This is a genomic window from Streptomyces sp. NPDC091376, assembly GCF_044757085.1.
Taxonomy (GTDB): Bacteria; Actinomycetota; Actinomycetes; order Streptomycetales; family Streptomycetaceae; genus Streptomyces; species Streptomyces pratisoli.
In genome coordinates this window covers 28426-54603 of sequence record NZ_JBIVUF010000017.1, presented here as the reverse complement: position 1 = coordinate 54603, position 26178 = coordinate 28426, and the positions used below count along the sequence as shown (strand labels likewise).

At 71.6% G+C, this 26178-nt stretch carries 22 protein-coding genes and 1 pseudogene; 8 read left to right on the top strand and 15 right to left on the bottom strand.

What is annotated here, in order from left to right:
• The first annotated feature begins 36 nt into the window (after positions 1–36).
• Complete coding sequence (gene folP / locus ACIQMR_RS30085; RefSeq protein ID WP_266384413.1) at positions 37–909, top strand: dihydropteroate synthase; 873 nt, start codon at positions 37–39, stop codon at positions 907–909.
• A 77-nt stretch (positions 910–986) separates the two neighbouring features.
• Here folP and ACIQMR_RS30080 read toward each other — a convergent pair whose 3' ends face one another.
• Together ACIQMR_RS30080 and dapE are read right to left on the bottom strand one after the other, a co-directional pair.
• On the bottom strand, positions 987–1769 hold the full coding sequence (locus ACIQMR_RS30080) for a TIGR00730 family Rossman fold protein (RefSeq protein ID WP_266382626.1): 783 nt from the start codon (positions 1767–1769) through the stop codon (positions 987–989).
• A gap of 108 nt (positions 1770–1877) precedes the next feature.
• On the bottom strand, positions 1878–2957 hold the full coding sequence (dapE, locus tag ACIQMR_RS30075; RefSeq protein WP_401393791.1) for a succinyl-diaminopimelate desuccinylase: 1080 nt from the start codon (positions 2955–2957) through the stop codon (positions 1878–1880).
• A gap of 86 nt (positions 2958–3043) precedes the next feature.
• On the opposite strand from dapE, the gene ACIQMR_RS30070 reads away from it, so the two are divergent.
• Both ACIQMR_RS30070 and ACIQMR_RS30065 read left to right on the top strand, forming a co-directional pair.
• Complete coding sequence (locus tag ACIQMR_RS30070) at positions 3044–3985, top strand: hypothetical protein (RefSeq protein WP_401393788.1); 942 nt, start codon at positions 3044–3046, stop codon at positions 3983–3985.
• Between the two features lie 323 nt (positions 3986–4308).
• Entirely contained in the window at positions 4309–4806 is a 498-nt protein-coding gene (locus tag ACIQMR_RS30065; RefSeq protein ID WP_401393785.1) for an ATP-binding protein, read from the top strand.
• Between the two features lie 169 nt (positions 4807–4975).
• Here ACIQMR_RS30065 and dapC read toward each other — a convergent pair whose 3' ends face one another.
• Together dapC and fdxA are read right to left on the bottom strand one after the other, a co-directional pair.
• Complete coding sequence (dapC, locus tag ACIQMR_RS30060; RefSeq protein ID WP_401393782.1) at positions 4976–6073, bottom strand: succinyldiaminopimelate transaminase; 1098 nt, start codon at positions 6071–6073, stop codon at positions 4976–4978.
• A 123-nt stretch (positions 6074–6196) separates the two neighbouring features.
• Positions 6197–6517, bottom strand: coding sequence for a ferredoxin (gene fdxA / locus ACIQMR_RS30055; RefSeq protein WP_003985062.1), 321 nt, complete (start codon positions 6515–6517; stop codon positions 6197–6199).
• 139 nt (positions 6518–6656) lie between these two features.
• Between fdxA and ACIQMR_RS30050 the strand changes: the two genes are divergently transcribed.
• Entirely contained in the window at positions 6657–7664 is a 1008-nt protein-coding gene (locus ACIQMR_RS30050; RefSeq protein WP_401393778.1) for a GNAT family N-acetyltransferase, read from the top strand.
• A gap of 17 nt (positions 7665–7681) precedes the next feature.
• The gene (locus ACIQMR_RS30045; RefSeq protein ID WP_401393775.1) at positions 7682–8521 is read left to right on the top strand and encodes a tetratricopeptide repeat protein; all 840 of its coding nucleotides are present in this window, start codon (positions 7682–7684) and stop codon (positions 8519–8521) included.
• A 167-nt stretch (positions 8522–8688) separates the two neighbouring features.
• On the opposite strand, the gene ACIQMR_RS30040 is transcribed toward ACIQMR_RS30045, so the two are convergent.
• The 4 genes from ACIQMR_RS30040 to ACIQMR_RS30025 all read right to left on the bottom strand — a co-directional run bounded on the left by ACIQMR_RS30040 (position 8689) and on the right by ACIQMR_RS30025 (position 12550).
• Positions 8689–10560 (bottom strand): hypothetical protein, encoded by a 1872-nt coding sequence (locus ACIQMR_RS30040; protein WP_401393772.1) that lies wholly within the window; start codon positions 10558–10560, stop codon positions 8689–8691.
• Between the two features lie 443 nt (positions 10561–11003).
• Positions 11004–11393, bottom strand: coding sequence for a DUF6113 family protein (locus tag ACIQMR_RS30035; protein ID WP_401393769.1), 390 nt, complete (start codon positions 11391–11393; stop codon positions 11004–11006).
• The gene (gene mshB, locus ACIQMR_RS30030) at positions 11393–12331 is read right to left on the bottom strand and encodes an N-acetyl-1-D-myo-inositol-2-amino-2-deoxy-alpha-D-glucopyranoside deacetylase (protein WP_401393766.1); all 939 of its coding nucleotides are present in this window, start codon (positions 12329–12331) and stop codon (positions 11393–11395) included. The genes ACIQMR_RS30035 and mshB overlap by 1 nt, the downstream gene beginning before the upstream one ends.
• A gap of 24 nt (positions 12332–12355) precedes the next feature.
• Positions 12356–12550, bottom strand: a complete 195-nt coding sequence (locus ACIQMR_RS30025) for a hypothetical protein (RefSeq protein WP_266382581.1) — start codon at positions 12548–12550, stop codon at positions 12356–12358.
• Between the two features lie 200 nt (positions 12551–12750).
• Between ACIQMR_RS30025 and ACIQMR_RS30020 the strand changes: the two genes are divergently transcribed.
• The gene (locus ACIQMR_RS30020) at positions 12751–14880 is read left to right on the top strand and encodes a prolyl oligopeptidase family serine peptidase (RefSeq protein WP_401393762.1); all 2130 of its coding nucleotides are present in this window, start codon (positions 12751–12753) and stop codon (positions 14878–14880) included.
• Between the two features lie 93 nt (positions 14881–14973).
• Here ACIQMR_RS30020 and ACIQMR_RS30015 read toward each other — a convergent pair.
• Positions 14974–16506, bottom strand: a pseudogene (locus tag ACIQMR_RS30015) (alpha/beta hydrolase); the annotation flags it as partial.
• Positions 16507–16773: 267 nt separating this feature from the next.
• Positions 16774–17514 (bottom strand): siderophore-interacting protein, encoded by a 741-nt coding sequence (locus ACIQMR_RS30010; protein ID WP_401393759.1) that lies wholly within the window; start codon positions 17512–17514, stop codon positions 16774–16776.
• Between the two features lie 79 nt (positions 17515–17593).
• Between ACIQMR_RS30010 and ACIQMR_RS30005 the strand changes: the two genes are divergently transcribed.
• A complete protein-coding gene (locus ACIQMR_RS30005) occupies positions 17594–19678 on the top strand; it encodes a penicillin acylase family protein (RefSeq protein WP_401393756.1) in 2085 nt (694 codons plus the stop codon).
• Positions 19668–20279: a GNAT family N-acetyltransferase gene (locus ACIQMR_RS30000; RefSeq protein WP_401393754.1), complete on the top strand. Its 612-nt coding sequence runs from the start codon at positions 19668–19670 to the stop codon at positions 20277–20279. The genes ACIQMR_RS30005 and ACIQMR_RS30000 overlap by 11 nt, the downstream gene beginning before the upstream one ends.
• 45 nt (positions 20280–20324) lie before the next feature.
• Here the strand turns inward: ACIQMR_RS30000 and ACIQMR_RS29995 are convergent, their stop codons facing one another.
• Genes ACIQMR_RS29995 through ACIQMR_RS29975 form a run of 5 tightly spaced genes read right to left on the bottom strand, consistent with a single transcriptional unit; the run spans position 20325 to position 25945 of the window.
• Positions 20325–21383, bottom strand: a complete 1059-nt coding sequence (locus ACIQMR_RS29995; protein WP_401393751.1) for an ABC transporter ATP-binding protein — start codon at positions 21381–21383, stop codon at positions 20325–20327.
• Positions 21376–22362 (bottom strand): ABC transporter ATP-binding protein, encoded by a 987-nt coding sequence (locus ACIQMR_RS29990; RefSeq protein ID WP_401393748.1) that lies wholly within the window; start codon positions 22360–22362, stop codon positions 21376–21378. Before ACIQMR_RS29990 ends, ACIQMR_RS29995 begins: the two co-directional genes overlap by 8 nt.
• An 11-nt stretch (positions 22363–22373) precedes the next feature.
• Positions 22374–23354: an ABC transporter permease gene (locus tag ACIQMR_RS29985; protein ID WP_401393745.1), complete on the bottom strand. Its 981-nt coding sequence runs from the start codon at positions 23352–23354 to the stop codon at positions 22374–22376.
• A complete protein-coding gene (locus tag ACIQMR_RS29980; protein ID WP_401393742.1) occupies positions 23347–24270 on the bottom strand; it encodes an ABC transporter permease in 924 nt (307 codons plus the stop codon). The genes ACIQMR_RS29985 and ACIQMR_RS29980 overlap by 8 nt, the downstream gene beginning before the upstream one ends.
• Before the next feature lie 43 nt (positions 24271–24313).
• Positions 24314–25945 (bottom strand): ABC transporter substrate-binding protein, encoded by a 1632-nt coding sequence (locus ACIQMR_RS29975; RefSeq protein WP_401393740.1) that lies wholly within the window; start codon positions 25943–25945, stop codon positions 24314–24316.
• Between the last annotated feature and the right edge of the window lie 233 nt (positions 25946–26178).

Below are 26178 nucleotides of genomic sequence, written 5' to 3'. Positions count from 1 at the left end.
CGACCGATCGCGAGGAGGAAACAGCGGATGCAGGGGATGCACGACGGGACTCTGCGGCTGGGGCGACGCGAATTCGGCGCGCACGAGCCGGTGATCATGGCGATCGTGAACCGGACCCCGGACTCCTTCTACGACCAGGGCGCCACGTTCCGTGACGAGCCCGCTCTCGCCCGTGTCGAGCAGGCGGTGTCCGAGGGAGCCGCCATCATCGACATCGGTGGGGTGAAGGCCGGTCCCGGTGAGGAGGTGACGGCCGAGGAGGAGGCGCGTCGTACGGTCGGCTTCGTCGCCGAGGTACGCAGGCGCTTCCCGGACGTGGTGATCAGTGTGGACACCTGGCGGCACGACGTGGGGGCGGCGGTCTGCGAGGCGGGCGCCGATCTGCTGAACGACGCCTGGGGCGGGGTCGACCCGAAGCTGGCCGAGGTGGCGGCACGCTACGGCGTGGGCCTGGTCTGTACGCACGCGGGCGGGGCGGAGCCGAGGACGCGGCCGCACCGGATCGCGTACGACGACGTGATGGCGGACATCCTGCGGGTGACGACCGGACTGGCGGAGCGGGCGGCGGAGCTCGGCGTGCGCCGGGACGGGATCCTCATCGACCCCGGCCATGACTTCGGGAAGAGCACCCGGCACTCGCTGGAGGCGACCCGGCGGCTCGGCGAGATGGTGGACACGGGCTGGCCGGTGCTGGTGTCGCTGTCGAACAAGGACTTCGTGGGCGAGACGCTCGACCGCCCGGTGAAGGAGCGGGTGATCGGCACGCTCGCGACGACCGCGGTGTCGGCGTGGCTCGGTGCCCAGGTCTACCGGGTGCACGAGGTCGCGGAGACCCGCCAGGTGCTGGACATGGTGGCCTCGATCGCCGGGCACCGGCCCCCGGCGGTCGCCCGCCGGGGACTGGCCTGACCTCGCCCCCCTCCACCGTCGGCATCGGTCCCGGCCTGGCCCCGGGCCGAGGTCCGGGGCCGGGCCGGGCGGGGGTCTCAGGCCTCGAAGCCCTCGTAAGCGACCGGCGCAGGCGGCCCCGTCTCCTTCGTGACCAGGGCGACCGCCTCGTCCACGTCGTCCGTGACGTGGAAGAGCAGCAGGTCACGCTCGGACGCCTTGCCCTGGGCGACCACGGTGTCACGCAGCCAGTCGACCAGGCCCGACCAGTACGCCGAGCCGAAGAGCACGATCGGGAAGCGGGTCACCTTGCGGGTCTGGACGAGGGTGAGGGCCTCGAAGAGCTCGTCCAGCGTGCCGAACCCGCCGGGCATGACGACGAAGCCCTGCGCGTACTTGACGAACATCGTCTTGCGGACGAAGAAGTACCGGAAGTTCACGCCGATGTCGACGTGCGGGTTGAGCCCCTGCTCGAAGGGCAGCTCGATCCCGAGCCCTACGGAGATGCCCTTGGCGTCCCGTGCGCCCCTGTTGGCGGCCTCCATCGCCCCCGGCCCGCCCCCGGTGATCACCGCGAAGCCGGCCTCGACGAGAGCCCTGCCGATACGGATTCCCGCCTCGTACTCGGATGTGCCGGGCGCGGTCCGCGCGGAGCCGAAGACGCTGATCGCGCTGGGCAGTTCGGCGAGTGCGCCGAAGCCCTCGACGAACTCCGACTGGATGCGCATGACCCGCCAGGGATCGGTGTGCACCCATTCGGAGTCGCCTTCGGTGTCCAGCAGGCGCTGGTCCGTGGTGCCGGGCTGGATCTGCTCTCTGCGGCGCAGCACCGGACCCAGCCGCTGTTCCTCCGGCCGCCGTGCTTCGTCGGGGTTGCCCATGACCTGCTCCCTCCGCTGCGGTGCTCGTTCCAGGTCAGGGTAGGTCGAAGCAGGTGGACAAGAGCGAAATTCCGGAGGTCGGGCACGCGGAGGTCCGGATGCGTGGCCTCAGGTGGTGAGCCAGTCGCGGAGCCGCTCCTCGCAGTGGGTGATCCTGTCGATGGCCACGTGCTCGTCCCGCTTGTGGGCGAAGAGCGGGTCGCCGGGGCCGTAATTGACCGCGGGAACGCCCAGCGCGCTGAACCGCGAGACGTCGGTCCAGCCGAACTTGGGCTGTGCCGATCCGCCGACGGCCTCCATGAAGGCCGCGGCCGCCGGGTGCGACAGCCCGGGCAGCGCCCCGCCCGTGTGATCGTCCACGATGAACTCGGCGACCCCGCAGTCCGCGAAGTACTCGCGGACATAAGCCTCCGCCTCCGCCATGGTCCGGTCCGGTGCGTAGCGGTAGTTGATCACCACGGTGCACTCGTCGGGGATGACGTTCGTGGCGACACCGCCCTCGATCCCGACGGCATTGAGGCCCTCGTGGTACCGGAGCCCGTCGATCACCGGGCGCCGCGGCTCGTACGTGGCCAGCCGGGCCAGGATCGGACCGGCGGCGTGGATGGCGTTGGATCCCATCCAGCTGCGCGCGGAGTGTGCGCGTTCCCCGGTCGTGCGCAGGTGCACCCGCAGCGTGCCCTGGCAGCCGCCTTCGACCTGAGCGTCGGAGGGCTCCAGGAGTACGGCGAAATCACCCGTGAGCCAGTCGGGATGGGCGTCGGCCACATGCCCGAGACCGTTGAGGTGAGCGGCGACCTCCTCGTTGTCGTAGAACACGAAGGTGAGGTCGCGGTTGGGCTCGGGAACGGTCGCGGCGATCCGCAGCTGGACGGCGACGCCCGACTTCATGTCCGAGGTGCCACAGCCCCACAGGATGCCGTTCTCGTCCAGCCGGGAGGGGACGTTGTCCGCGATCGGCACGGTGTCGATGTGACCGGCCAGGACGACCCGCTCGGCGCGCCCCAGGTTCGTCCTGGCGACGACGTTGTTGCCGTGCCGGTCGACGGTGAGGTGGGGCAGGGCGCGCAGCGCGTCCTCGATCGCGTCGGCGAGGGGCTTCTCGTCACCGCTGACCGACGGGAAGTCGATGAGCCGTGCGGTGAGAGCCGGGCCGTCAAGGGTGAGGTCAAACGCGGTTTCGGGCATGGCTCCGACCCTAGCGTCCCGCACGGGCACCCCCTGCGGGCCGTGGTCCGAGGTGCCCGGCCCGCCCGCCCGGGGGCTCCAGTACGGTGGGCGGCGTGACCAAGACCGCCTCCCCCGTCCGGCGCGGCCGCTCCCTCCGTAACGCGGCTGCGCTCGCCGTGCTGCTGGCGCTGGTCGCGTACGTGGCCGTGCAGTACGAGAGCGGCGGCGGCGCGCCGCGCTGCCGGGTGCACACCGGTGAAGGCGACGGCCCCGGCGCGGGTACGTCGTACGAACTCAGCCCGGAGATGGCCGCCAACGCCGCCACGATCTCCGCGGTGGGCACGACCCGTGGCATGCCGGAGCGCGCGGTCACCATCGCGCTGGCGACGGCGCTGCAGGAGTCGGCGCTGCGCAACATCCGCCACGGCGACCGGGACTCGCTCGGGCTCTTCCAGCAGCGTCCCTCCCAGGGCTGGGGCAGCGCGCGGCAGATCCTCGACCCGGTCTTCTCGGCCGGGGCGTTCTACGACCACCTGGCCAAGGTGCCGGGCTACTCGCGGCTGCCGCTGACGGAGGCGGCGCAGCGCGTCCAGCGCAGCGGCTTCCCGCAGGCGTACGCGAAGCACGAGCCGGACGCCTCGCTCCTCTCCGCGGCGCTGACCGGCCGCTCGTCCGCCTCCCTGACCTGCACGGCGGCGCCCTCCACCAAGACCGGCGACCCGGCGAAGGTCCGCTCAGAACTGGTGCGCTCCTTCGGTCCTGAGGTCCTCCCCGCGGTCGGCGGCAAGGGCCGGGCAGGGGCTCCGCAGTCGGCCGAACTGATGATTCCGGTGAGCGCCACGAGGGCGGCGGGCACCGGCGGCGCGGACCGTCGCGGCTGGGAGCTGGCCCACTGGGCGGTGGCCAAGGCGGAGGAACTGCGTATCGCGGAGGTCTCGTTCGGCGGCAGCGTCTGGAGCGCGGACGAGGCCGACGAGGGCTGGCGCTCGGCCGAATCCGAATCCCCATCGTCCGGCGGGACGGTCCGCATCCGCATCGCGCGTTAGCGAAATCCATCTCGCGCAATCGTCCGAGCGGCCACTCTCCCGAGTTATGCCGTGCGCGTCATGGCGATGTTTCCCCGACTTGTTCGAGCCCATTCGAGACGGGTCCCCAATTCCGTTGCCTCACAAGGGAAGTGACGGTTCGGCAGGCTGTCCGCACGCATATTGTTCGCCCGTTTTTGTCCACAGCCGATTATGCGATGTATTGCAAACTCTTTACCTTGCCCCACCGCAACCTTCCCGGGCCCACAAGGGGTTGTCACTGCGTCCGGACGCCGGACATTCACCACAGTCACCACCCAACGCAATCTCGTCGAAGGAGCATCATGTCCCTCCCCCTGACCCGTCGGATCGCCCGTGTCGCGCTGCTCGTCGCAGCCGGCGCAGCTCCCGTGGTCGGTGCGGCCGGCTCCGCGAACGCCGTGGACCTTCCCACCCAGGACCTGGGCAACGGCGGCCTGACCCAGCTCGACGGCGACGTGGCCGGCTCCGCCGTCGACGGTGCCGCGCGCACGGCCGTCGGCACGGCGAACGAGGCCGGTGGCAAGGTGGTCGGCACGGCGTTCCCGGCCGCCGCCACGACCCTGAGCGACGTGACCAGGACGGGCCTGCCCACCGCGCAGGAGACGGCCGGGGAGGCCGCGGCAGACGCAGCCGGCCTCCTGGGTGGGACCACGACCACCACGGCCACCCACGGCCTGCCCGCGGCCGAGGGGCTGACCGGCGGCGGCATCCCGGACGCGGGCGCCCTGCTGCCCACCGGCGAACTGCCCACCGGTGAACTGCCCACCGGCACTCTGCCGGTGCAGGATCTGCTCGTCTGATCCGCCGGTCCACGGCACACGGAAGGGGCCCTCGGGAGCACGAACTCCCGAGGGCCCCTTCCGTATGGTCTCCGCTTCCCTGCGGCTCGTCTCCGGTGCGGCCGCGGCCTCCGTCCGGTCTCGTCTCCCGTGCGGCCGTCGCCTCCGTGCGGTTCGCGTCCGTCCGGCCTCAGCCGAGGCGCTTGACCGCCGCCTCGACCCGCTCGTCCGTCGCCGTGAAGGCGACGCGCACGAACCGCTCCCCCGCCTCCCCGTAGAAGTCACCCGGCGCCACCAGGATGCCCAGCTCCGCCAGGTGCCCCACCGTGTCCCAGCACGGCTCGTCGCGGGTCGCCCACAGATAGAGGCTCGCCTCGCTGTGCTCGATCCGGAAGCCGTGCTTCAGCAGCGCCTCGCGCAGCGCGTCGCGCCGGGCCGCGTACCGGGCGCGCTGCTCCGTGACGTGCGCGTCGTCGCCGAGCGCGGCGACCGTGGCCGCCTGCACCGGGGCGGGCGTCATCATCCCGCCGTGCTTGCGGACCTGCAGCAGCTCGCCGAGCACGGCAGCGTCGCCCGCGATGAAGGCGGCCCGGTATCCCGCCAGGTTGGAGCGCTTGGACAGCGAGTGGACGGAGACCAGACCGTCGTACGTGCCGCCGCAGACGTCCGGGTGCAGCACGGAGACCGGCTCGGCCTCCCAGCCCAGCTCCAGGTAGCACTCGTCGCTGAAGACCAGCACACCGTGCTCGCGCGCCCAGGAGACGATCCGGATCAGCTCGTCCTTGGCGAGGACCCGGCCGGTGGGGTTGGAGGGCGAGTTCAGCCAGAGCAGCTTCAGACCGGCGGGGTCGAGGTCGGTGACCGGGTCGTCGTAGACGACCGGCGTCGCTCCGCAGAGCCGCGCGCCGACCTCGTACGTCGGATAGGCCAGCCGGGGGTAGGCCACCTGGTCACCGGCCCCCAGGCCGAGCTGGGTCGGCAGCCAGGCCACCAGTTCCTTGGACCCCATCACCGGCAGCACATTGGTGTGGGCGAACGACACCGCGCCGAGCCGGCGCTCGCACCACGACACCAGCGCGTCCCGCAGCGCGGCCGTCCCCCACACCGTCGGATAGCCCGGCGAGTCCGCGGCCGCGACGAGCGCCTGCTGGATCAGGGCCGGGACCGGGTCGACGGGCGTGCCGACGGAGAGGTCGACGATGCCGTCCGGGTGGGCCGCGGCGGTCGCTTTGTACGGCTCCAGCTTGTCCCAGGGGAAGACGGGGAGACGTGACGATACGGCGGACACGGGTGCTCACTCTCTCGTTCGTACGGCGGCGCGCTGCGGGCGCCTGCCGGGCCTGCCGGGCGGACCGGCACAAACGCCACGGCCCCGTACGGCGGACGCACCGTACGGGACCGAGTCGCGCTGTCAGCCGTTCTGCGGCGGCAGTGCGGCGATGAAGGGGTGGTCCCGCTCGATCAGACCCAGCTTGGAGGCGCCACCGGGCGAACCGAGCTCGTCGAAGAACTCGACGTTCGCCTTGTAGTAGTCCTTCCACTCCTCGGGAGTGTCGTCCTCGTAGAAGATCGCCTCGACCGGGCAGACCGGCTCACAAGCACCACAGTCGACGCATTCGTCCGGGTGGATGTACAAGGACCGTGAGCCCTCGTAGATGCAGTCGACGGGGCACTCCTCGATGCACGCCTTGTCCTTGACGTCGACACAAGGCTGCGCGATGACGTAGGTCACGCTGTCGTTCCTCCTCGGTAGGGCGCGGCGTCCGGTCTGCGGCTCGCCGCGGGGCTGCGCGGGAGCGCGGCGTCGTCGATGCCCGCACCTAGTATCTCCGTTCCTGGGGATGATCCGAACAGGAGGGGAGGACTGAGCTGTGGAATTCACTGCAGGCGGACGACTGGAGGTCCGCATCACCCCCTCTGACGTGGGAAAACGTGTCTCCGTGCGGCGGCGCGCCGAGGCGGGGTCCGAAGCGGGGAAGTTCACCGACGCGGTCGGGGTTCTCACATCATGGGACGAGGGTGTGCTGCTGATCACACGCAGGACCGGCGAGACCGTCCGCATTCCGGAATCATCGCTGGTCGCGGGCAAGGTCGTCCCCACCGCCCCGGCCCGTAGGCGAGGCCTCCCGGCAGCCTCCTTCGAGGAGCTGGCCCGGGTGTCGGCCCGGTCCTGGCAGCCGGTGGAGAGCGCTCCGCTCGGCGACTGGGTGCTGCGGGCGGCGTCCGGCTTCACGCGGCGGGCGAACTCGGTGCTGCCGCTCGGGGATCCGGGGATGCCGCTGGACGAGGCACTGATACGGGCCCGGTCCTGGTACGCGGACCGGGGACTGCCGGCGTACGTCCAGACCGCGACCGGGGCGGAGGGCACCCAGGAGGCGCTCTGCGCCGGGCTGGAGGAGCACGGCTGGGAGCGCGAGGTGACGGCGGAGCTGCGTGTCGCCGGGCTCGCGGCAATCGGCGACCTGGACGCGGACATGGAGCGGGTGCGGCTGGACCGGTCGGTCGACGGGTCCTGGCTCCGGCGTTACCAGCGGTCCACTGTGCCGGGCCCACATGTGCTCAAGGTCCTGTCCAGCGGCCCTTCGGTGTGGTTCGCCACCGTGCCGGGCGAGTCGGACGTTCCCGCGGCGATCGGCCGCTGTGTGGTCGACGGACGCTGGGCCGGGTTCATGGCGGTGGAGGTGGACCCCGCGTACCGCAGACAGGGACTGGCGACGGCCGTGATGGCGGCGCTCGCGCGGCGGGCGCTGGACGAGGGGGCCTCGGCGGCCTGGCTGCAGGTCGAGACGGACAACGGCGGGGCCGTGGCGCTGTACGACGGGATGGGTTTCGCCGTCCATCACCTCTACCACCATTTCCGATACTCCCGATCTTCCTGAGCGGGTACGAGACGCATATGCACCCGCCACACCCCGAGGCCACGCACTGGCGGCGCCGCTTCGCCGAGGAGGCCCGCTCCGAGCGGCCCGACCTCGCGACGCTGTGCCTTCTGGTGGGCGCGGAGGCGGACCCGGGGCTGGGCGAGGCGGGACTCGACGCCGCGCAGATCGAGCTGGACCGGCTGGCGGGCATGCTGCCGTACGGAATGGCCGGACCCCACAACTGGGTGGCGGCCATGGCCTCGCTGCTCGGCGATCGCTGCGGTTTCCACGGCACCCCCGGCTGCTACCAACGGCTGGAGTCCTCCCTGCTCCACGAGGTGCTGAGGCGGCGGCGCGGCCTGCCCATCCTCCTGTCCGTCGTGTGGATGGAGGTCGCCCGCCGTGCCGGCGCCCCGGTGTACGGCGTCGCCCTCCCCGGCCATTTCGTCGTCGGTTTCGGCGACCCCGAGAGCCCGGTGCTGGCGGATCCCTTCGCGGGCGGCCGGCTGCTGACCGGGCCCGACGCGGAGCTCCTCGTCGCGGGCGCGACGGGCGCCCCGCTCGACCCCTCGATGCTGGTCCCGGCGAACCCGCTGGAGATCGTCCTGCGCATCCTCAACAACATCCGTGCCTGGTCCGCGGCCCGCCCGGAACACACCGCGGTCGCCCTTTGGGCCATCGACCTGGCCCTCCTCCTCCCCGCCCATCCCGCCCGTCTCCGCTTCGACCGCGCCCAGCTCCTCGTCCAGCGGGGCGACTTCCTCTCCGGGGCGGCGGAGATGGACGCGTATGCCGACGTCGTCTCGGCGGTGGAACCGGCCACGGCGGCGGCGATCAGACGGAAGGCGCACGCGGCACGGGCGATGCTCAACTGAGGAGCCCGGGAGGCGCGCACGACGCGCTCGCGCACCGGGGGAGGGCCCGAGGGAGGCCGTCACCGCGCCGGTCCCCGTGATCGTGACTCTGAAGGCAGCACGATGCCCCCGCTCCGGAAGTCCGGCGCGGGGGCATCGCGTGGTGCGGTCGGTGCCTGGTGCGGGTGTCAGCCCTGGGGGTCGAGCTCGATCGTGCCGGTTCGTTCCGCAGGGGTCTTGCCACGAAGGGCGTCGCGCATCACGAAGGCGACGTCGTCCGCGCTCAGCGGGTGCTCCTTGCCGTCGCCCTTGGTGATCGTGATGCCGTCGAAGGTGCCTTCCAGGAGCTCGGTGATGGCCTGCTTGTTGTAGACCTCGACCAGTTTCCCGTCGACCGCCTTCATCGAGAGGATCTTCGGCAGGGACTTCGACGGCCCGAACTGGATCTCCTTGCCGCCCGCCTTGATCGTGATCAGGCCGGACATGGCGGGCTCGGCGAACTCCTTCATCGCCCGCTGCAGCTCGGCCTGGGTGATCGTGGGTTCGCGCGTGGCGACGGGCAGTTCGACGTTGTTGGCGCGGCCCGTCTCGACCTGGGCCCGGTAGGCGTCCTTCACCGAGATCATCGACTTCTGGACGTCCAGCGCCTGGCCCGACTTGCCCGGTACGGGGACGGCCTTGCCCGGCTCGAACTTGATCGTGCCCTCGGTCGCCGAACCGGAGGTGCCCGCCAGGTCGGCCAGGGCGACGACGAGCTTCTCCTCGTCGACCGGGATCACCGGCTGGGCGACGCGCTCGCCGCCGAAGAGCGAACCGATCACCGAGACCGGGTTGTAGTCACTGCCGGCCGCGGCGCGGACCGTCGCCTGGCTGTCCAGGGAGAGGCCCGCCTTGTCCGGTGGGAGCTGCGCCTTCGTGCCGCCGACGGTGAGCTGGAGCGGGGAGGCGGCGCGCTTGCCGAGGGCCCCCTCCAGCTTGGCGACGGCCTGTTCCTTCGTGCCGCCGCCGATGTCGACCCCGAGGACCGTCGTGCCCTTGGGCACGTCGGAGTGGTTCAGCAGCAGCCCGGTGCAGTACGCGACGCCGAGGACACCGAACGCGCCGGCGCCGACGAGGACCAGCTTGGAGCGGCCCTTCTTCGCGGGCCTGGACGACGAGGCCGCGGGCGAGGACGGCACCGGCGAAGGGCCGGGCGTGGTGCGCGCCGAGGTGGCCGGGCCAGGGAAGTCCATGGCCGAGAAGTCGGCACCGGGACCGCCGGGGCCACCGGGACCACCCGGCCCACCAGGACCGCTGGGATCGGAGGGCCACGGCGACGGCATGCCGTCGGGGCCGCCGGGCGCGAACGGCGAGCGGTGATCCGGCGGAACCACCGGGATCCCACTGGTCAGCGTGTCGCCGGAGACGTTGCCACCGGGAACACCGCCACCCGGACCAGGAGGAACGCCAGGGCCGCCCGGGCCGTGTTCGGGAGCGGGCTTCTGCGGGGTGAGTACGGCGGTGTCGTCGCTCATCCGCGGCACCCCACCACCGGGAACGCCGCCACCGGGTACACCACCGGCCGGACCGCCCTGAGCGAACGGCGAGCTGCCGGTGGCCGGCCCCGTCGTGGGACCTGTGGGACCGGTACCCGGCGGCCTGAGCCCGGGCGTGGGCGCGCCACGGCCGGCGGCGTCGGCGTTCGACCCGAGGTCGTCGAGACCGCTCCGGGGCCGCGCGCCGGACGCGCCGGGCATCCTGTGCGCGCCCGTGTCCTCGGGACGCGACGCCGGATTCGCGTTCGGCCCCGGGTTGGGCCGCGGGCCGGAACCCGTCGACTGGGCCGGAACGGAGGCCGGCGGAGGCGTCGGGGCCGGTGTGGGCGCCTTGCGGGGTGCGAACCAGTCGCTGGTCTTCTCCTCGGCCGGCTTCTCCGCCGCCTCGGCCTGACCCGCGTCGCGCCCGGCGTCCGCGGTGGCGGCAGTGGGTTGCGCGGGCGCGGGCGGGCGCGGCGTGCTGCCCGTGCGCTCCGCCGCGCTCTCACGCGCCGCCGCGGCGTTCTTCTTGTCCAGGTCGCTCATCGGCGTCCGCATGACGACGGGCGGAATCGGCCGCGAACCCGGGATGTTGATCCGGATCCGGGTCGTCAGCGTCGTCTCGGTCCTGGGTTCGTCAGGCTGTCGCGTGGACGCAGGCTCTGTTCTCTCCTCCGGAGCGTCCTGCGTGGGGTGCAGCGACGGATACTGGCGTGATCCGTACGGCGGTGTCCCCGAAGGGTACGCAGCTCCGCCACGCCCCTGGGGGCCGGAGGACGAACTGTCAGTTTCACGGCTCAAAGCAGGTTCTCCCGGTTGGCTCCGCCGCCCGTTCCTACTGGTTCCTGTTGCTGCGGGCGGCTCGGCGGCGCGCACCACCATACTGGCCGTCGCCGATTTCTATCCGGCGACTGCGGGAAGCGACGTTCCGCGGCCGCCCCTGCGGGCGTGGGCAATTCGGCCTCAGATGGGACACGTCACTTATCAAGTCAGCCTGAGGGCGCGCCGGGTTGCGGCAATCGCGAAATCGTGGCGCACATCACAGCCAGCACCGTTCCCCCCAGCAGGAAGACGATCTCACCGAGGCCGCCGGCGAAGACGCCGTCGCCCTCCGGCCGTCCCGCGCTGAGGAGCAGCACCGAGACGATCCAGCCCGCGGCGGGCGCGACGACGCCCAGCTGGGTGCCGGTCGTGCGCAGTCCGCCGTAGAAGAGTCCGGCCGTACCGAGCAGCGCCAGCAGCAACCCGGCCGGGAACCAGGCGGCTTGGACGAGCGATCCCGCGGCTCCGACGACCAGGCCGAGGACGGCGAATCCGACGTACGCGGCGATGCGTCCCGGCTTCGACGGCCTCGCTGCCAAGGCTCCGGACTGGCTCATCACACTGCCTCCTGCGTCGTCGTACCGGCCGGACCGTCAGCGCCGCCCGTACCGTGGACCGTACCTGCGAACAGGTCGTGCTCGCGCTCCCCGGCCGGCACGCCGGGGAGTCCGCGCACCAACTGGTAGTACTCGGTGGTGAACAGCGGCTGTCCGAGATCGTTGGAGAGCGCGAAGAACGGTCCGTCGACCGCGATCTGTGTGGCGTGCGCGCGCATCGCCGCGGCCTTGTGCGCGGTGTACGCGGTGCCGTCGATCTCGGCGGTGATCTCGGCGTCGTCCACTACGCCGGGAATGTCGTCGATGTTCGCGACGCCGGGGAACTCGACGTTCGCGGCACGCAGCCGGGCGAAGCCCGCTTCGGCGACCGAGCGCGGCACCCGGTTCCAGTAGATCTTGGCGATGGTGTGCGGGGAGCCGAGATCACGCCGGAAGGCGGGCTCGGCGGCGAGGTCGGCCGCGCGCATGGCGACGCGGTGCGCCTGGATGTGGTCGGGATGCCCATAACCCCCCTGCGGGTCATAGGTGATCAGCACCTGCGGCCGGACGCTGCGGATCACCTCGACGAGATACGGCGCGGCCTCGTCCACGGGCGTGTTCCAGAACGCGCCCGGCCGGCGGTTCTGGGGAACGCCCATCATCCCGGAGTCGCGGAAGCGTCCCGGGCCGCCGAGGAAGCGGTGGTCGGCGACACCCAGTTCCTTCATCGCGGCGGCCAGTTCGCCGATCCGGTGTGCGCCGAGGCCGTCCTCCTTGTCGGGGGCCAGGTGCGCGAGCTCGGGCGGGATGACCTCGCCCTCCTCGCCGAGCGTGCAGGTGACCAGGGTGACGCGGGCACCCTCCGCGGCGTACCGGGCCATGGTGGCGCCGTTGTTGATCGACTCGTCGTCGGGGTGCGCGTGCACCAGGAGCAGACGACGGGCTGGGAGATCCGTCATGGCTCCCAGCCTACGAGGCCCGGGCTAGAACTTGAGCCCGCCGATCATGCCCGCCACGTTCGTGGTCAGCTGGCTGATCGTGGGTGCGATGGAGGAGCTGGCGAGATAGAACCCGAGGAGCATGCAAACCGCCGCATGTCCGGCCTTCAGGCCGGATTTCCTGACCAGCAGGAAGACGACGATCGCCAGCAGCACCACCGCCGAAATCGAGAGTGCCACGGCGGTTCACCTCCACAGATATTCGGTCGGGAACGGACAGCAGCAAGTGCCGGAAGGTTCCTACCCACCTAGCGCTACGGATCATAACTATCCGTTCCGCCGCATCGATCGGTGCACGGCAGCACATGGGGGCGCACACCTTCCGCCCCGTGGGTCCGAGGCAGGGAAAAGGTCCGGCCCACTCGGCTAGGTTCGGTCGCATGACCTTGAAGCAGCAGCCCTCCTTCCCTCGCCAGTACGCCAGGACGCAGCGCTTCACTCTGGGCGCACCGCGCGCGTTCACGGTGTCCCCGGACGGTTCCCGGGTGGTGTTCCTGAGGTCTCCTTCGGGGACGGAGCGATCTCACCGGCTCTGGGTGCTCGACCTGGAGGGGGAGGTGCGCGAGCGGCTGGCGGCCGATCCGGAGGCGCTGCTCGGCGGCGCGGCCGAGGAGTTGTCGGCGCAGGAGCTGGCGCGGCGTGAGCGCAGCCGTGAGGGATCCGCGGGCATCGTCGGGTACGCCGTGGACCGCGAGGCGGAGTTGGCGGCCTTCGCGCTCTCCGGACGGCTGTTCACGGCGGAGCTGCGGGCCGGGACGGCGCGTGAACTGCCCGCCGCCGGGCCGGTGATCGATCCGCGGCCGTCGCCGGACGGTCGTCTTGTCGCGTATGCGGCGGGCGGCGGGCTGCGGGTGACCGGTGCGGACGGCGAGGGCGACCGGGCGCTGGCCGAGCCGGAGGACGAGCACACGACGTACGGCATGGCGGAGTTCATCGCGGCCGAGGAGATGGGGCGATCGCGCGGTTTCTGGTGGTCCCCCGACTCGGACCGGCTGCTGGTGGCGCGGGTGGACGGGGCTGCTGTACGGCGCTGGTGGATCTCGGACCCGGCGCATCCGGACCGGGAGCCGGCGCGGATCGGGTATCCGTCGGCCGGGTCGGCGAACGCGGAGGTGCGGCTCCTGCTGATGGGGCTGGACGGGGCGCGCACCGAGGTCGTCTGGGACCGGGAGCGATACCCGTACCTGGCCCGGGTGCACTGGTCGACGGCCGGGGCTCCGCTGCTGCTCGTCCAGACGCGGGACCAGCGCACGGCGCTTCATCTCGCCGTGGACACGGAGAGCGGCGTCACCCGCACGGTGCATGTCGACGAGGACCCTGCGTGGATCGAGCTGCTGGACGGGGTGCCCGCGTGGGCCCCGGACGGACGGCTGGTGCGGATCGCCGACGAGGGCGGGGCGCGGGTGCTGGCCGTGGGCGACCGGCCGCTCACGGGGCCGCAGTTGCATGTGCGGGCGGTGCTGGACATCGGCGGGTCGGACGTTCTGGTCTCGGCGTCGGCCGGCGAGGACGCGGCCGAGCCGGAGATCGGCGAGATCCATGTGTACCGGGTGAACGAGCTGGGGGTGCAGCGGGTCTCCGAGGGTGCGGGGGTGCATTCCGCGGTGCGCTCGGGGGCAGTGACGGTGCTCGCGTCCGCGCGGCCGGGCGTGGTGAGCGGCACGGCGGTTCAGGTGCTGCGGGAGGGGAAGCCGGTGACCACCATCGCCTCGTACGCGGAGGAACCGGTGATCACGGCCCGCGTACAGCTCGTCGAAGGGGGCGCACGGCGGATCCCGTGCGCCGTGCTGCTCCCGTCCGACTATCAGGAGTCGGACGGTCCGCTTCCCGTGCTGCTGGATCCCTATGCGGGACCGCACGGACAGCGCACGCTCGCCGCGCACCATCCGCATCTCACCTCCCAGTGGCTCGCCGACCAGGGTTTCGCGGTGCTCGTCGCGGACGGGCGCGGCTCTCCCGGCCGCTCCCCCGGCTGGGAGAAGGCGATCAAGGATGATCTGCTGGTCACCCTCGACGACCAGATCGAGGCGCTGCACGCGCTGGCCGGCCGGTTCCCGCTGGATCTCGGCCGGGTGGGCATCCGCGGCTGGTCGTACGGCGGCTATCTGGCCGCGCTCGCGGTGCTCCGCCGGCCCGATGTCTTCCACGCGGCCGTCGCGGGCGCCCCGGTCACCGACTGGCGGCTGTACGACACCCACTACACCGAGCGCTATCTCGGCGGCCCCGAGGAGCAGCCCGAGGTCTACGCGGCGAACTCGCTGGTGACGGAGGACGGACTGACCGATCCGGCAGAGCCCGTCAGGCCGTTGATGATCGTCCACGGCATGGCCGACGACAATGTGGTGGTGGCACACAGCCTGCGGCTCTCATCGGCACTGCTCGCGGCGGGCCGCCCTCATGAGCTGCTGCCCCTCACGGGCGTGACACATATGACGCCCCAGGAACAGATCGCGGAGAACCACCTCCTGCTCCAGGTGGAGTTCCTGAGGAGGTCCCTCGGGGTCGACTAGCGAGGTCACGGACGGACCGGCGGGAACCGCCCCGCCGTCCCCGGCCGGCGTCCTCGTGGCGAACGGCGGGGTGTCCTGCTCGCACCTGGCGCCGACCGGGGGCAGCGCCCCGCTGAGGACGTAGCGGACCACGTGCTGTCCCACGCAACTGCTCGGATTGTCCAGGGCGGTGTGTCCGTACCCGTCGAGGGTCAGCAGCCGGGCGTCGTCCAGCTCCCGGGCCATGGCCTCGCCGCCCTGGTAGGGCGTGGCCGGGTCGTACGTCGGGTTGACCACGAGAACGGGGTGGGCGGTGGGGCGGTCCCACGGGCCGGCGTAACGTCCGGCGGCCTCGGCCGGCCAGCTCGCGCAGGGCTCGTTGGCCCAGGCCCACCAGTGGCCGAGGTCACCCGCCCGCCCGGCACTCAGCCCGTCCAGCGCGGAATAGCGTTCCGGGTCCCGCGGGTTGGCGCTCTCCGCGCACATCACGCCGTAGACCTGCTCGAAGCCGGGGTACCGCGGGACCTTTGCCGACGGCGAGGACTCGCGCGGCGCGCGCCCCTCCCACAGCGTCTGCAGGGTCCTCGCCGTGTCGGTCCAGCCCGGGTGGACCGTGTACAGCCCGGCCCGTACCTCGCTGACGGCCCGCGCGTACGTCCACTTCCCCGCGGGCCGCTCCGACAGCCGCCCCAGCAGCTCGCTGAACTTGGCCCGGGTCGCCTCCGGGCTCCCCGCGGAGAACGCACAGCCGCTCACCGGGGCGCGGCCGCACAGATCCAGGAACTGCCCAAGGACGTCGGCCGAACCCAGGTCCGAGTCCAGGCGCAGGAACGTGCTCAGCTCCGGTCCCGGTCCCGTCCCCCTCGGCCCGGCGCCCTTCGCCCAGGCCCGCGGATCGACGTTCCCGTCCACGACCAGACGGCCGACGCGGTGCGGGAACAGGTTCGCGTAGGTCGCCCCCAGGAAGGTGCCGTAGGAGACGCCCCAGTACCTGAGCCGCCGCTCGCCGACCGCCTGACGCAGCCCGTCGAGGTCGCGTGCGGTGTCGGCGGTCGAGATGTGGCGCAGCAGCTCCGGGTCGCGCTGTCCGCAGCGGCGGGCGAGATCGGCGTACGCCGCGACGAAGGCTCCGCGCTCGTCGGCCCCGACCGGGAACGGGGGAACGCCCTTGATCCACGAGGCGGCCTCCTTCGCGCTGCCGAAACACCGCACGGAGGTGCTCTCCCCGATGCCGCGCGGGTCCCAGCTGACGATGTCGAACCGCTCGCGCAGCTCCCGGGGGAACTTCGCGTACTGCCCGGGCAGCCCCACGGTCCCCGCCCCGCCGGGCCCGCCGGGATTGAAGAACAACGATCCGGCACGCCGTGCGGGGGCGGTGGCCCGGGCCCTGATCACCGCCAGCTCGATGGTCCGCCACCGTGGACGCGTGTGGTCGAGCGGGACGTTCGCCGTCGCGCACTCGAATCCCCGCTGCGCCTTGCCCTTGCAGGGCCGCCACTCCAGCACGATGCCCCCGTCGCCCGCGGGCGCGCCCCCACGGGACGGCGCGGCCGCGACCGGCCCGCCCACCGCGACCGAGGAGATCAGCAGGGCTCCGGCGACGCACAGGGAGCCACGGCGACACCGGCGCTTCGTGATTCCCTGCATCGGCGGAACCTCCGTCGCGGCCGGCCGTGTGGCGGCACACCCGATCGGCGTACCCATTGCCATCAGACGGGCCCCGCACGGAGCGGGCAACAGACGCACCGCCGAACGGGTGGCCGCACGGCCACGAGCGACCGGCCGGAGCCACATGGCGTGCTCCGGCCGGTCTACGGCACCCGCACGGCCGTACGCGATTCAGGGTGGCGTGTTCGTATATCGGTGCCGATTCGGCCGAGTTGCCTGGCTGTTAACGAACTTGATGAGCCCTTGTCATGCTTTGACGGGTTCCGGACGCCAGTAGCCGAGGGCGCTGATCCGCTCCTTGGGGAGGGCCAGCTCCTTGCGGACGTACGACGTGAGGGACCGCGTCGTCGCCGTGTCGCAGGCGATCCAGACGAACGCGCCTTCCCGGTCGTCGCCGAGCAGCCCGGGCAGCGCGGCCCGCACCTCCTCGACGAGACCGGCACCGTCGTCGCTCCGCGGCACCTGGCGCAGCTCGTGGTGCGCGCTGTCGGCCCGTACGGGCAGTTCGGCGTCCGTGCCGTGCGGGGTCTCGAACCAGATGGTGGCGGGGACCCCGGGCATCGCGTCGAGCAGGGAGTTGACCGCGGGCAGCGAGGCGGGGTCGCCGACGACGAACAGCCGGGACGGCAGCGGGTCCGGCACGGAGAAGCCGGTGCCCTGGACCGTCGCCTCTATGGTGTCGCCGGCCTTGGCGTTCCGGGCCCAGTCGCTGGCGCAGCCGTCGTGCAGCGCGAACTCCAGGCTGAAGGTGCCTGCCGCGGGGTCGGGATCGACCAGCGTGTAGGCGCGCTGATGGGGCTTGCCCGCGTTGTCGAACCAGAGCCGCACCCACATCGTGGGATGCACTCCGGTGGCGCCGAGCATGCCTCCGTCGGTGAGGTGCAGTCGGCGGTACCGCTCGGTGACCTGCTCCGCCCCGGTCACCGTGAATGCGAAGTCCTTGCCCCGCATCAGCTTGAGGACCACGCCCTCCCAGCCATGCCCCACCGCTGTCTCCTCCCCATGCGCCCAGTAAGGTTAGGTCAGCCTAACCTAAAGGCAGATCGAGCAGGAGAGCGGGGACAGTGTGACGACCGAGGTCTACCGGGATGCCTGGGGCATCCCGCATCTGCGCGCGGCCGACGGCCTGGAACTGGCCTTCGCGCAGGGGCGGAACGCCGCCACCGACCGGGCCTGGCAGATCGAGGTCGAACGGCACCGCGTGCAGGGCACGACCGCGGCCTTCCTGGGCGCGGACGCCGTGGTCTGGGACCGGTTCGCCCGGCAGTCCCGGCTCGCGGACACGGCACGTCGCTGCTTCGAGGCGCTGGACGCGGACACGGCGGCCTGGGTGCGCGCCTACGTGGACGGGGTCAACGCCGGGCTCCCGGAAGGGGCGGACAGTACGCCGGAGTTCGCGGCGACCGGGCTCGCGCCCGGCCACTGGGAGCCCTGGGTGCCGCTGGGCATCTGGATATCCGCCCACATCCTGTTCGCCGGCTTCCCGACCAAGCTGTGGCGCGAGGAGGTCGCACGACGGCTCGGCGACGAGGCGACCACGCTCTTCGCCACGGACGGCCCCGGCACCTCGGGCAGCAACGGCTGGCTGGTCACCGGTGACCGTACGGCCACGGGCGCGCCCCTGATCGCCGGCGACCCGCACCGCTTCATCGAGGCCCCCGGCATCTACCAGCAGATCCATCTGGTCTGCCCGGACGTCGACGTCGTCGGCCTCGCCGTCCCCGGCGTCCCCGGACTCGCCCACTTCGGCCACACCGGCTCCGTGGCCTGGGCGATCACCAACGCCATGTCCGACTACCAGGACCTGTACCGGGAACGGCTCAGACGCTCCGCCACCGGGGTTGAGGCCCAGGGTCCCGACGGCTGGCGCCCGGCCACGCACCACCGCGAGACGATCGAGGTGGCGGGTGGCGAGCCGGTCGAGATCGAGGTGATCGAGACGGACCGCGGGCCGGTGATCATCGGCGGCCTCGCGGCCGACGGAGCCGCCTCGGTGGCGGAGCCCATCAGCCTCCGCTACCCGCCCCGCGTCACCGCCCGTCTCGGGTTCGACGCGATCCCGGCTCTGCTGCGGGCCCGCACCGTCGCCGACGTGGACCGGGCCTTCGACGCCTGGGCCGAGCCGGTCAACGTGGTCCACGCCGCGGACACCGAGGGCGGGCTGCTGCACCGGGTCGCCGGACGCGTACCCGTGCGGCACGAGGACAACCGGCTGCGGGTGGTGCCCGCGTGGGAGCACGGCCACGAGTGGCAGGGCTGGCACGACACGCCCCGCGCCGACGTCGAGGACATCGCCGTCATGGCGAACGCCCGCGGGATCGCCACCCCCCTCGGCGTGGAGTTCGCACCGCCGCACCGGGCCGACCGGATCGCCGGCCTGCTGCGGGAGTCGAAGAGCTGGACGGCGCCCGCGATGGCGGCCGTCCACACCGACACCCATCTGGCGTCCGCGGCTCCCCTGCTGGAGCTGGTCGCCGCACTTCCCGCCCTGTCCCCCGAGGCCTCGGCCCTGCGGGACCGGTTGCTGGCATGGGACCGGCGGATGGAGGCCGACAGCACGGACGCCGCCCTGTACGCGGCCGTGCGCTCCGCCGTCGTACGGCGGCTCGTGGCCCACCCGGAACTGGCCGTGCTCACCGAACCGTTCGGGTATCCCGAGGTGTTCGTGCCCTGGCTGTACCCACCGGTGAAGGTCGCGTACGCCCTGGAGACCCTGCTGACGACCGGTCAACTGCCGGGCATCGACCGCGCCGGCGTGGTCCGCGCCGCCGTCGACGAGGTCGCGGCGGCCGGCGACCACACGGACACCTGGGGCGAGCTGCACCGGCTCGCGCCCTGGCAGGCACTGCCCGGCACGGCCGGCGAGGAATGGCCGGGACTGTCCGGCGACCACGACTGCGTGCTGGCCACGTCGAGCGTCCCCGGCGTCACCGACCACAGCGCCCGCGGTCCCGCCGCCCGCTACGTCTGGGACCTCGCCCGGCGCGAGGACAGCCTCTGGGTGGTCCCGCTGGGCGCCCGGGGCATCCCCGGCGACCCTCACCACCGCGATCAGCTGCCCCGGTGGCTGCGCGGCGATTTCGTCCCCGTCGTCACCGACTTCGACCAGCTCACGCCCGAGCACCGCACCGAGGAGAACCATGACCACTGAGCCCGCCGTCAGACCCGAGGCCCTGTACGAGGAGACCGTCGAAGGACTGGGCACCGTACGGGTCGACCGCCTGGACCCGCAGCGGGACGTGGACGTCGTCCACGCCTGGGTCACCGAGGAGCGGGCGCGCTTCTGGGGCATGGCCGAGACGAGCCGCGCCGAGGTGCTGGAGATCTACGAGCACCTGGACTCGCTGACCACGCACCACGCCTTCCTCATCCGCGTCGAGGACGAGCCCGCGATGCTCTTCCAGACGTACGAGCCGGAGGCCGACCGCGTCAGCGAGTGCTACGACGTCGAGCCGGGCGACATGGGCGTCCACCTGATGATGGGCCCCCCGAAGGGCGCGCCGCGGCCCGGGTTCACCGCCACCATGCTCTCGGTCCTCGTCCACTACGTGCTGGAGGACCCGCAGGTGCGCAGGGTCGTCGCCGAGCCGGACATCCGCAACGAGAAGGCGATCGAACGGCTGGCGCGCACGGGCTTCGAGCTGGGTCCGGAGATCGTGCTTCCGGAGATCGACCTCCCCGAGGTGTTCCTCCCGGAGAAGAAGGCCCGGCTGGCGTTCCTCACTCGCGAGGGTGCGCAGGCGCAGGGCTGATCCGCGGTCCGGGGCGGCTGGGCGGACTCCGGGGCGGAGCCCCGCTCAGCCCTCCGCCCCGGGGGCCGGCACCACGTGCTTCTCCTCCGCGAAGTGACACGCGGAGTCGTGCTTGGCCGGCCCCTGTGCGAGCCGGAACTCCGCCGGCACCGCCAGTTCCGGCACCTCCAGCGCACACCGTTCCCGCGCCTTCCAGCAGCGGGTGCGGAAGCGACAGCCCGAGGGAATGCCGGTCGGTGAGGGAACGTCCCCGGACAGGACGATGCGCTCCCGGTGGGCGCGGGCCCCGGGGTCGGGCACCGGCACCGCCGACAGCAGGGCCTGGGTGTACGGATGCGTCGGATGGTCGTAGATCTCGGCGTCGCCGCCGATCTCCACGATCCGCCCGAGGTACATCACGCCCACCCGGTCCGAGATGTGCCGCACGATCGACAGATCGTGCGCGATGAACACGTAGCTGAGGCGGAACTCGCTCTGCAGCCGGTCGAGCAGATTGACGACCTGCGCCTGCACGGACACGTCGAGCGCGGAGACCGGTTCGTCCGCGACGATGACCTCCGGCCGCAGCGCCAGGCCGCGCGCGATGCCGATGCGCTGGCGCTGGCCGCCGGAGAACTGGTGCGGATAGCGGTTGACGTACTCGGGGTCGAGCCCGACGACCTCCAGCAGCTCCTGCACCCGGCGTCGCCGCTCGCCCTTCGGTGCCGCCTCGGGGTGGATCTCGTACGGCTCCCCGATGATGTCGCCGACCGTCATCCGGGGGTTCAGCGAGGTGTACGGGTCCTGGAACACCATCTGGATGTTGCGGCGTACGGCCCGCAGCGCGCGCCCGGACAGCTTCGTGATGTCCTCGCCCTTGTAGCGGATCGTCCCGCGCGTCGGCCGCTCCAGGTTCACCAGCATCCGGGCGAGGGTGGACTTGCCGCAGCCGGACTCGCCGACGATGCCGAGGGTCTCTCCGGGGAAGAGGTCGAGGTCGACGCCGTCGACGGCCTTGACCGCGCCCACCTGCTTCCGGAACAGGACGCCCTGGGTAAGCGGGTAGTGCTTGTGCAGGTCGCGCACCTCGATGATGGGCGCGGTGGGCGCGTTCGGCTCAGCCACTGAGGCACTCCCTCCAGAAGAAGCAGGCGCTCCCCCGGTCGCGGTTCACGGGGAACACCTCCGGCTCGTCGGTCGTGCACACGTCCTGGGCCATCGGGCAGCGGGGGTGGAAGGAGCAGCCCGGCGGAACGGCCATCAGGTTGGGAGGCAGGCCGCGGATGGCGTACAGCTCCTGCCCCTTCTGGTCCAGGCGGGGAATCGAGTCGAGCAGGCCGCGGGTGTACGGATGGGCGGGCGCCTTGTAGATGTCGTGGACGGGAGCGGTCTCGACGATCCGGCCCGCGTACATCACGGCGATCCTGTCGGCGACGTCCGCGACGACACCGAGGTCGTGCGTGATGAGGACGAGCCCCATGCCGAGTTCGCGCCGCAGCTCGGCGAGCAGATCCATCACCTGCGCCTGGACCGTCACGTCCAGCGCGGTCGTGGGCTCGTCGGCGATGATCAGGTCCGGCTCCAGGGCCAGCGCCATGGCGATCATGATCCGCTGGCGCATGCCTCCGCTGAACTGGTGCGGGTACTGGCCGACCCGCTCCTTCGCGGCGGGGATGCGGACCCGGTCCATCAGCTCGACGGCCTTCGCCCGGGAGTCCTTCATCGACATGCCGCGGTGCACGACGAACATCTCGCCGAGCTGGTCGCCGACGGTCAGCACCGGGTTGAGCGAGGACAGTGCGTCCTGGAAGATCATGGCCATTTCGGCACCGCGGACCTTCCGGCGTTCCTCCTCCTTGAGTGTCAGCAGGTCCTGGCCGCGGAAGAGGATCTCGCCGCCGGTGATCCGGCCGGGTGGGACGTCGAGGATGCCCATGACGGCCTGCGCGGTGACGGACTTCCCGGAACCGGACTCGCCCAGCACGGCAAGCGTCTCGCCCGCGGCGACGGAGTACGAGACGCCGTCGACGGCCTTGGCGACGCCGTCGCGCGTACGGAACTCCACGTGCAGGTCGCGCACTTCGAGCAGCGTCTCGGGATGCATGCGGTGGCTCCTCAGCGCAGCTTGGGGTCGAGGGCGTCGCGCACCGCGTCGCCGAGCATGATGAAGGCGAGCACGGTGACGGCGAGCGCCCCGGCCGGCCAGAGCAGCATGTGCGGGGCGTTGCGGATGTAGGGGGACGCGGCGGAGATGTCGATGCCCCAGGACACCGTCGGCGGCCGCAGCCCGACCCCGAGGTAGGAGAGGGTCGCCTCCAGCGAGATGTACGTACCGAGCGCGATGGTGGCCACGACGATCACCGGTGCGACGGCGTTCGGCGTGATGTGCCTCAGCAGCAGCCGCGAGGAGGACGCGCCGAGGGCTCGGGCGGCCTGGACGTAGTCGTTCTGCTTGGCGGTGATCACCGAACCGCGGGCGATGCGGGAGATCTGCGGCCAGCCCAGCAGCACCATGAAGCCGATCACCGGCCAGACGGTGTTGCTGGTGACGACGGACAGCAGCACCAGTCCGCCGAGGACGACGGGGATGGCGAAGAAGACGTCGGTGAGCCGGGACAGCAGGGCGTCGGAGGCGCCGCCGAAGAACCCGGCGAGCCCGCCGAGTACGGAGCCGAGGAGCGCCACTCCGAGGGTGGCGCAGACGCCGACGGTCACCGACGTGCGGGCGCCGTAGACAGTGCGGGTGTAGACGTCGCAGCCCTGGCCGTCGAAGCCGAAGGGATGGCCCGGCTGGGAGCCCTGCTGGGCCTTGGCGAGGTCGCAGTCGAGCGGATTGCCGGAGGTGATCAGGGAGGGCCAGATCGAGATGATCACCAGGAAGAGGATGACCAGCGCCGCGACGATGAAGACCGGGTTGCGGCGAAGATCGTGCCAGGCGTCGGACCAGAGGCTGCGCGGTTTGCCGGCCGGGCCGGTGCCGAGCGGTCCGCCGGGCACCTTCTCCAGGGTCTCGGCCTCGCTGGTGGCGAGGTCCATGGCGCCGCCGGCACCGGTCGGTGCGATGGCCCGCCCGTCGTCGTGACTCGGCTCAGGCATAGCGGATCCTCGGGTCGAGTACGGCGTACAGCAGGTCGACGAGCAGGTTCACCAGCAGGAACACCAGGACCAGCACGGTCACGAAGCCGACGACGGTCTGGGTGTTCTGGCGGAGGATGCCCTGGTAGAGCTGGTAGCCGACGCCATGGATGTTGAAGATCCGCTCGGTGACGATGGCACCGCCCATCAGGGCGCCGATGTCCGCGCCGATGAAGGTGACCACCGGGATCAGTGAGTTGCGCAGCAGATGGCGGGTGATGACACGGCGGCGCGGCAGTCCCTTGGCGATCGCCGTGCGGACGTAGTCGGCGCGCCTGTTCTCGGCGATCGACGTCCTCGTCAGCCGGGTGACGTAGGCGAGGGAGACGGCGGCGAGGACGAGTCCGGGCACGATCAGCTCCTCCAGCGGCGCCTCGGAGGAGACGGACGGCCTGATCCAGCCCCATTCCACGCCGAGGAGCAGCTGGAGCAGCAGGCCGGTGACGAACGTCGGTACGGCGATGACGACCAGGGTGAGCAGGAGTACGCCGGTGTCGACCGGCCGGCCGCGCCGCAGACCGGTGAGGACGCCCAGGGTGATGCCGATGACGACCTCGAAGAAGATCGCGACCAGGGTGAGCCGGATGGTGACCGGGAAGGCGTCGGCCATCAGCTCGGTGACCGGCTGTCCGTTGAAGGCCGTGCCGAAGTCCCCGGTGAAGAGGTTGCCCATGTAGGTCAGGTATTGCTGCCAGACGGGCTTGTCGAGGCCGAACTCCTTGCGCAGCTGGGCGGCGGTGGCCGGGTCGCATTCGCGCTGGCCGCACAGCCCCGCGATGGGATCGCCCATGACGTTCACCATGAGGAAGATCAGCAGCGTGGCGCCGATGAAGACCGGGATCATCTGGAGCAGACGCCGGATCACATAACGTCCCATGGAGGGCTCCTGGGGGCGTGGGGCCGGTACGCGGCCGCGGGCGTCAGTTGACCGTGATCTCTTCGTAGACGGGGACGCTGAACTGGTTCAGTGAGACGTTGGCGATCCGGTCCGAGTAACCGGCGCTGCCGTTCTGGTACCAGAGCGGGATCGCCGCCATCTGGTCCCGTACGACCCCCTCGGCGCGTTTGAAGGTGTCGATCGCCCTGGCCGGGTCGGTCTCCGCGTTGGCCTGGTCGATGAGCCGGTCGAACTCCTCGTTGTTCCACTTGCCGTCGTTGGACGAGGCGTTGGTGTAGTAGAGCGGCTGGAGGAAGTTCTGGATGAGGGGGTAGTCCATCTGCCAGCCGGCCCGGAAGGGGCCGGTCATCTTGGACGCGGTGATCTGGTTGCGGTAGTCGGCGAAGGTGCCGACGGGGTTGCCGACGCAGGCCTTGTCGTTGCCGAGCGCGTTGTTGATGGAGTTGCAGACCGCGTCGACCCACTCCTTGTGGGAGCCGCTGTCGGCGTTGTACGCGATCCTGACCTGGCCACCCGGGATGCCGCCGCCCTCGGCGACCAGCTTCTTCGCCGCTGCGGGGTCGTACGTACAGGCCTCGCCGCAGAGCCCGTCGTCGTAGCCGCCGTCCGGACCGAGGACCGGGGAGGTCCAGTCCTTGGCGGGGGTACGGGTCTTCTGGAAGATGGTGTCGGTGATCTGCTGCCGGTTGATCGCCTTGGACAGGCCCTTGCGGACCTTCTCCTGGCCGGGCTTGTTCCAGGCCGGGTCGTAGTAGGGGAAGGCCAGGGTCTGGATGATGCCGGCCGGGGTGTTGATGTACCGGTCGCCGAGATCGGCCGTGACGTTCCTGAGCTGAGCCGCGGGAACGTCGTCGACGAGGTCCAGATTGCCGGCCGTCAGGTCGGTGTAGGCGGTGTTGTTGTCGGTGTAGACCGTCAGGTCGACACCGCCGTTGCGCGCCTTGTCGTCCCCCGGATAGCCGTCCCAGCGGCGCAGGGACATCCGCGAGCCTCTGGCGTACGAGTCGACCGCGTACGGGCCGTTCCCGACGGGCTTGGCCAGCCAGGCGGCGTGGTCGGAGAAGAAGGTGCTGGGCAGCGGCGAGAACGCGGCGTAGCCGAGGGTCTCGGGCCAGGTGGAGAACTTCTGCGTCAGCTTGACCGTGAAGGTGCGCTCGCCCGTGACCTTGAGGCCGGACATGGTCCGGGCCGTGGGCCGCCCGGACTCGGGGTGGACGTCGGCGTAGCCGTCGATGTAGCCGAAGAAGTAGGCGTTGCGCTGGTTGTTCTCGAGGTGGGCGCCGTAGTTCCAGGCGTCGACGAAGGACTTCGCGGTGACCGGCTCGCCGTTGGAGAAGGTCCAGCCGTTCTTGATCGTGACGGTGAAGTTGGTGGAGTCGCCGGTCTCGATCCGCTCGGCGAGCATGTCCTCGGCCTCGCCGGTCCTCGGGTCGTAGCGCTTGAGGCCCCGGAAGATCATGTCGAGGACCTTGCCGCCCTGGACCTCGTTGGTGTTCGCCGGCTCCAGCGGATTCTGCGGGTCGCCCCAGGAGGACGTCACGATCCCGTCGGGGCCACCGGCGGCGCCTCCTCCGCCACCGCAGCCGGTGGCCGCGAGGACGACGGCGACCGCGCACACGCACGCGGACCGGGTGAGGTGAGTGGCTCCGTGCATGGAGTGCCTCCCGGGGTCCAGTTCAGCTTGGCCCCATATCACCACATAAGACGCATTACACATATAAGCAACGCCCGGAAGGCCCCGGACGAGCCCCGGGGAACACCGTCCGAGGCCTCAGGCCACAGACGGCAGACGCCCCGGCGTCGGGGGGGGGGGGGCGCGGGGGGGGGGGGGGGGGGGGGGGGCGGGGGGGGGGCCCGGGGGGGGGCCCGGGGGGGGGGGGCGGGCGC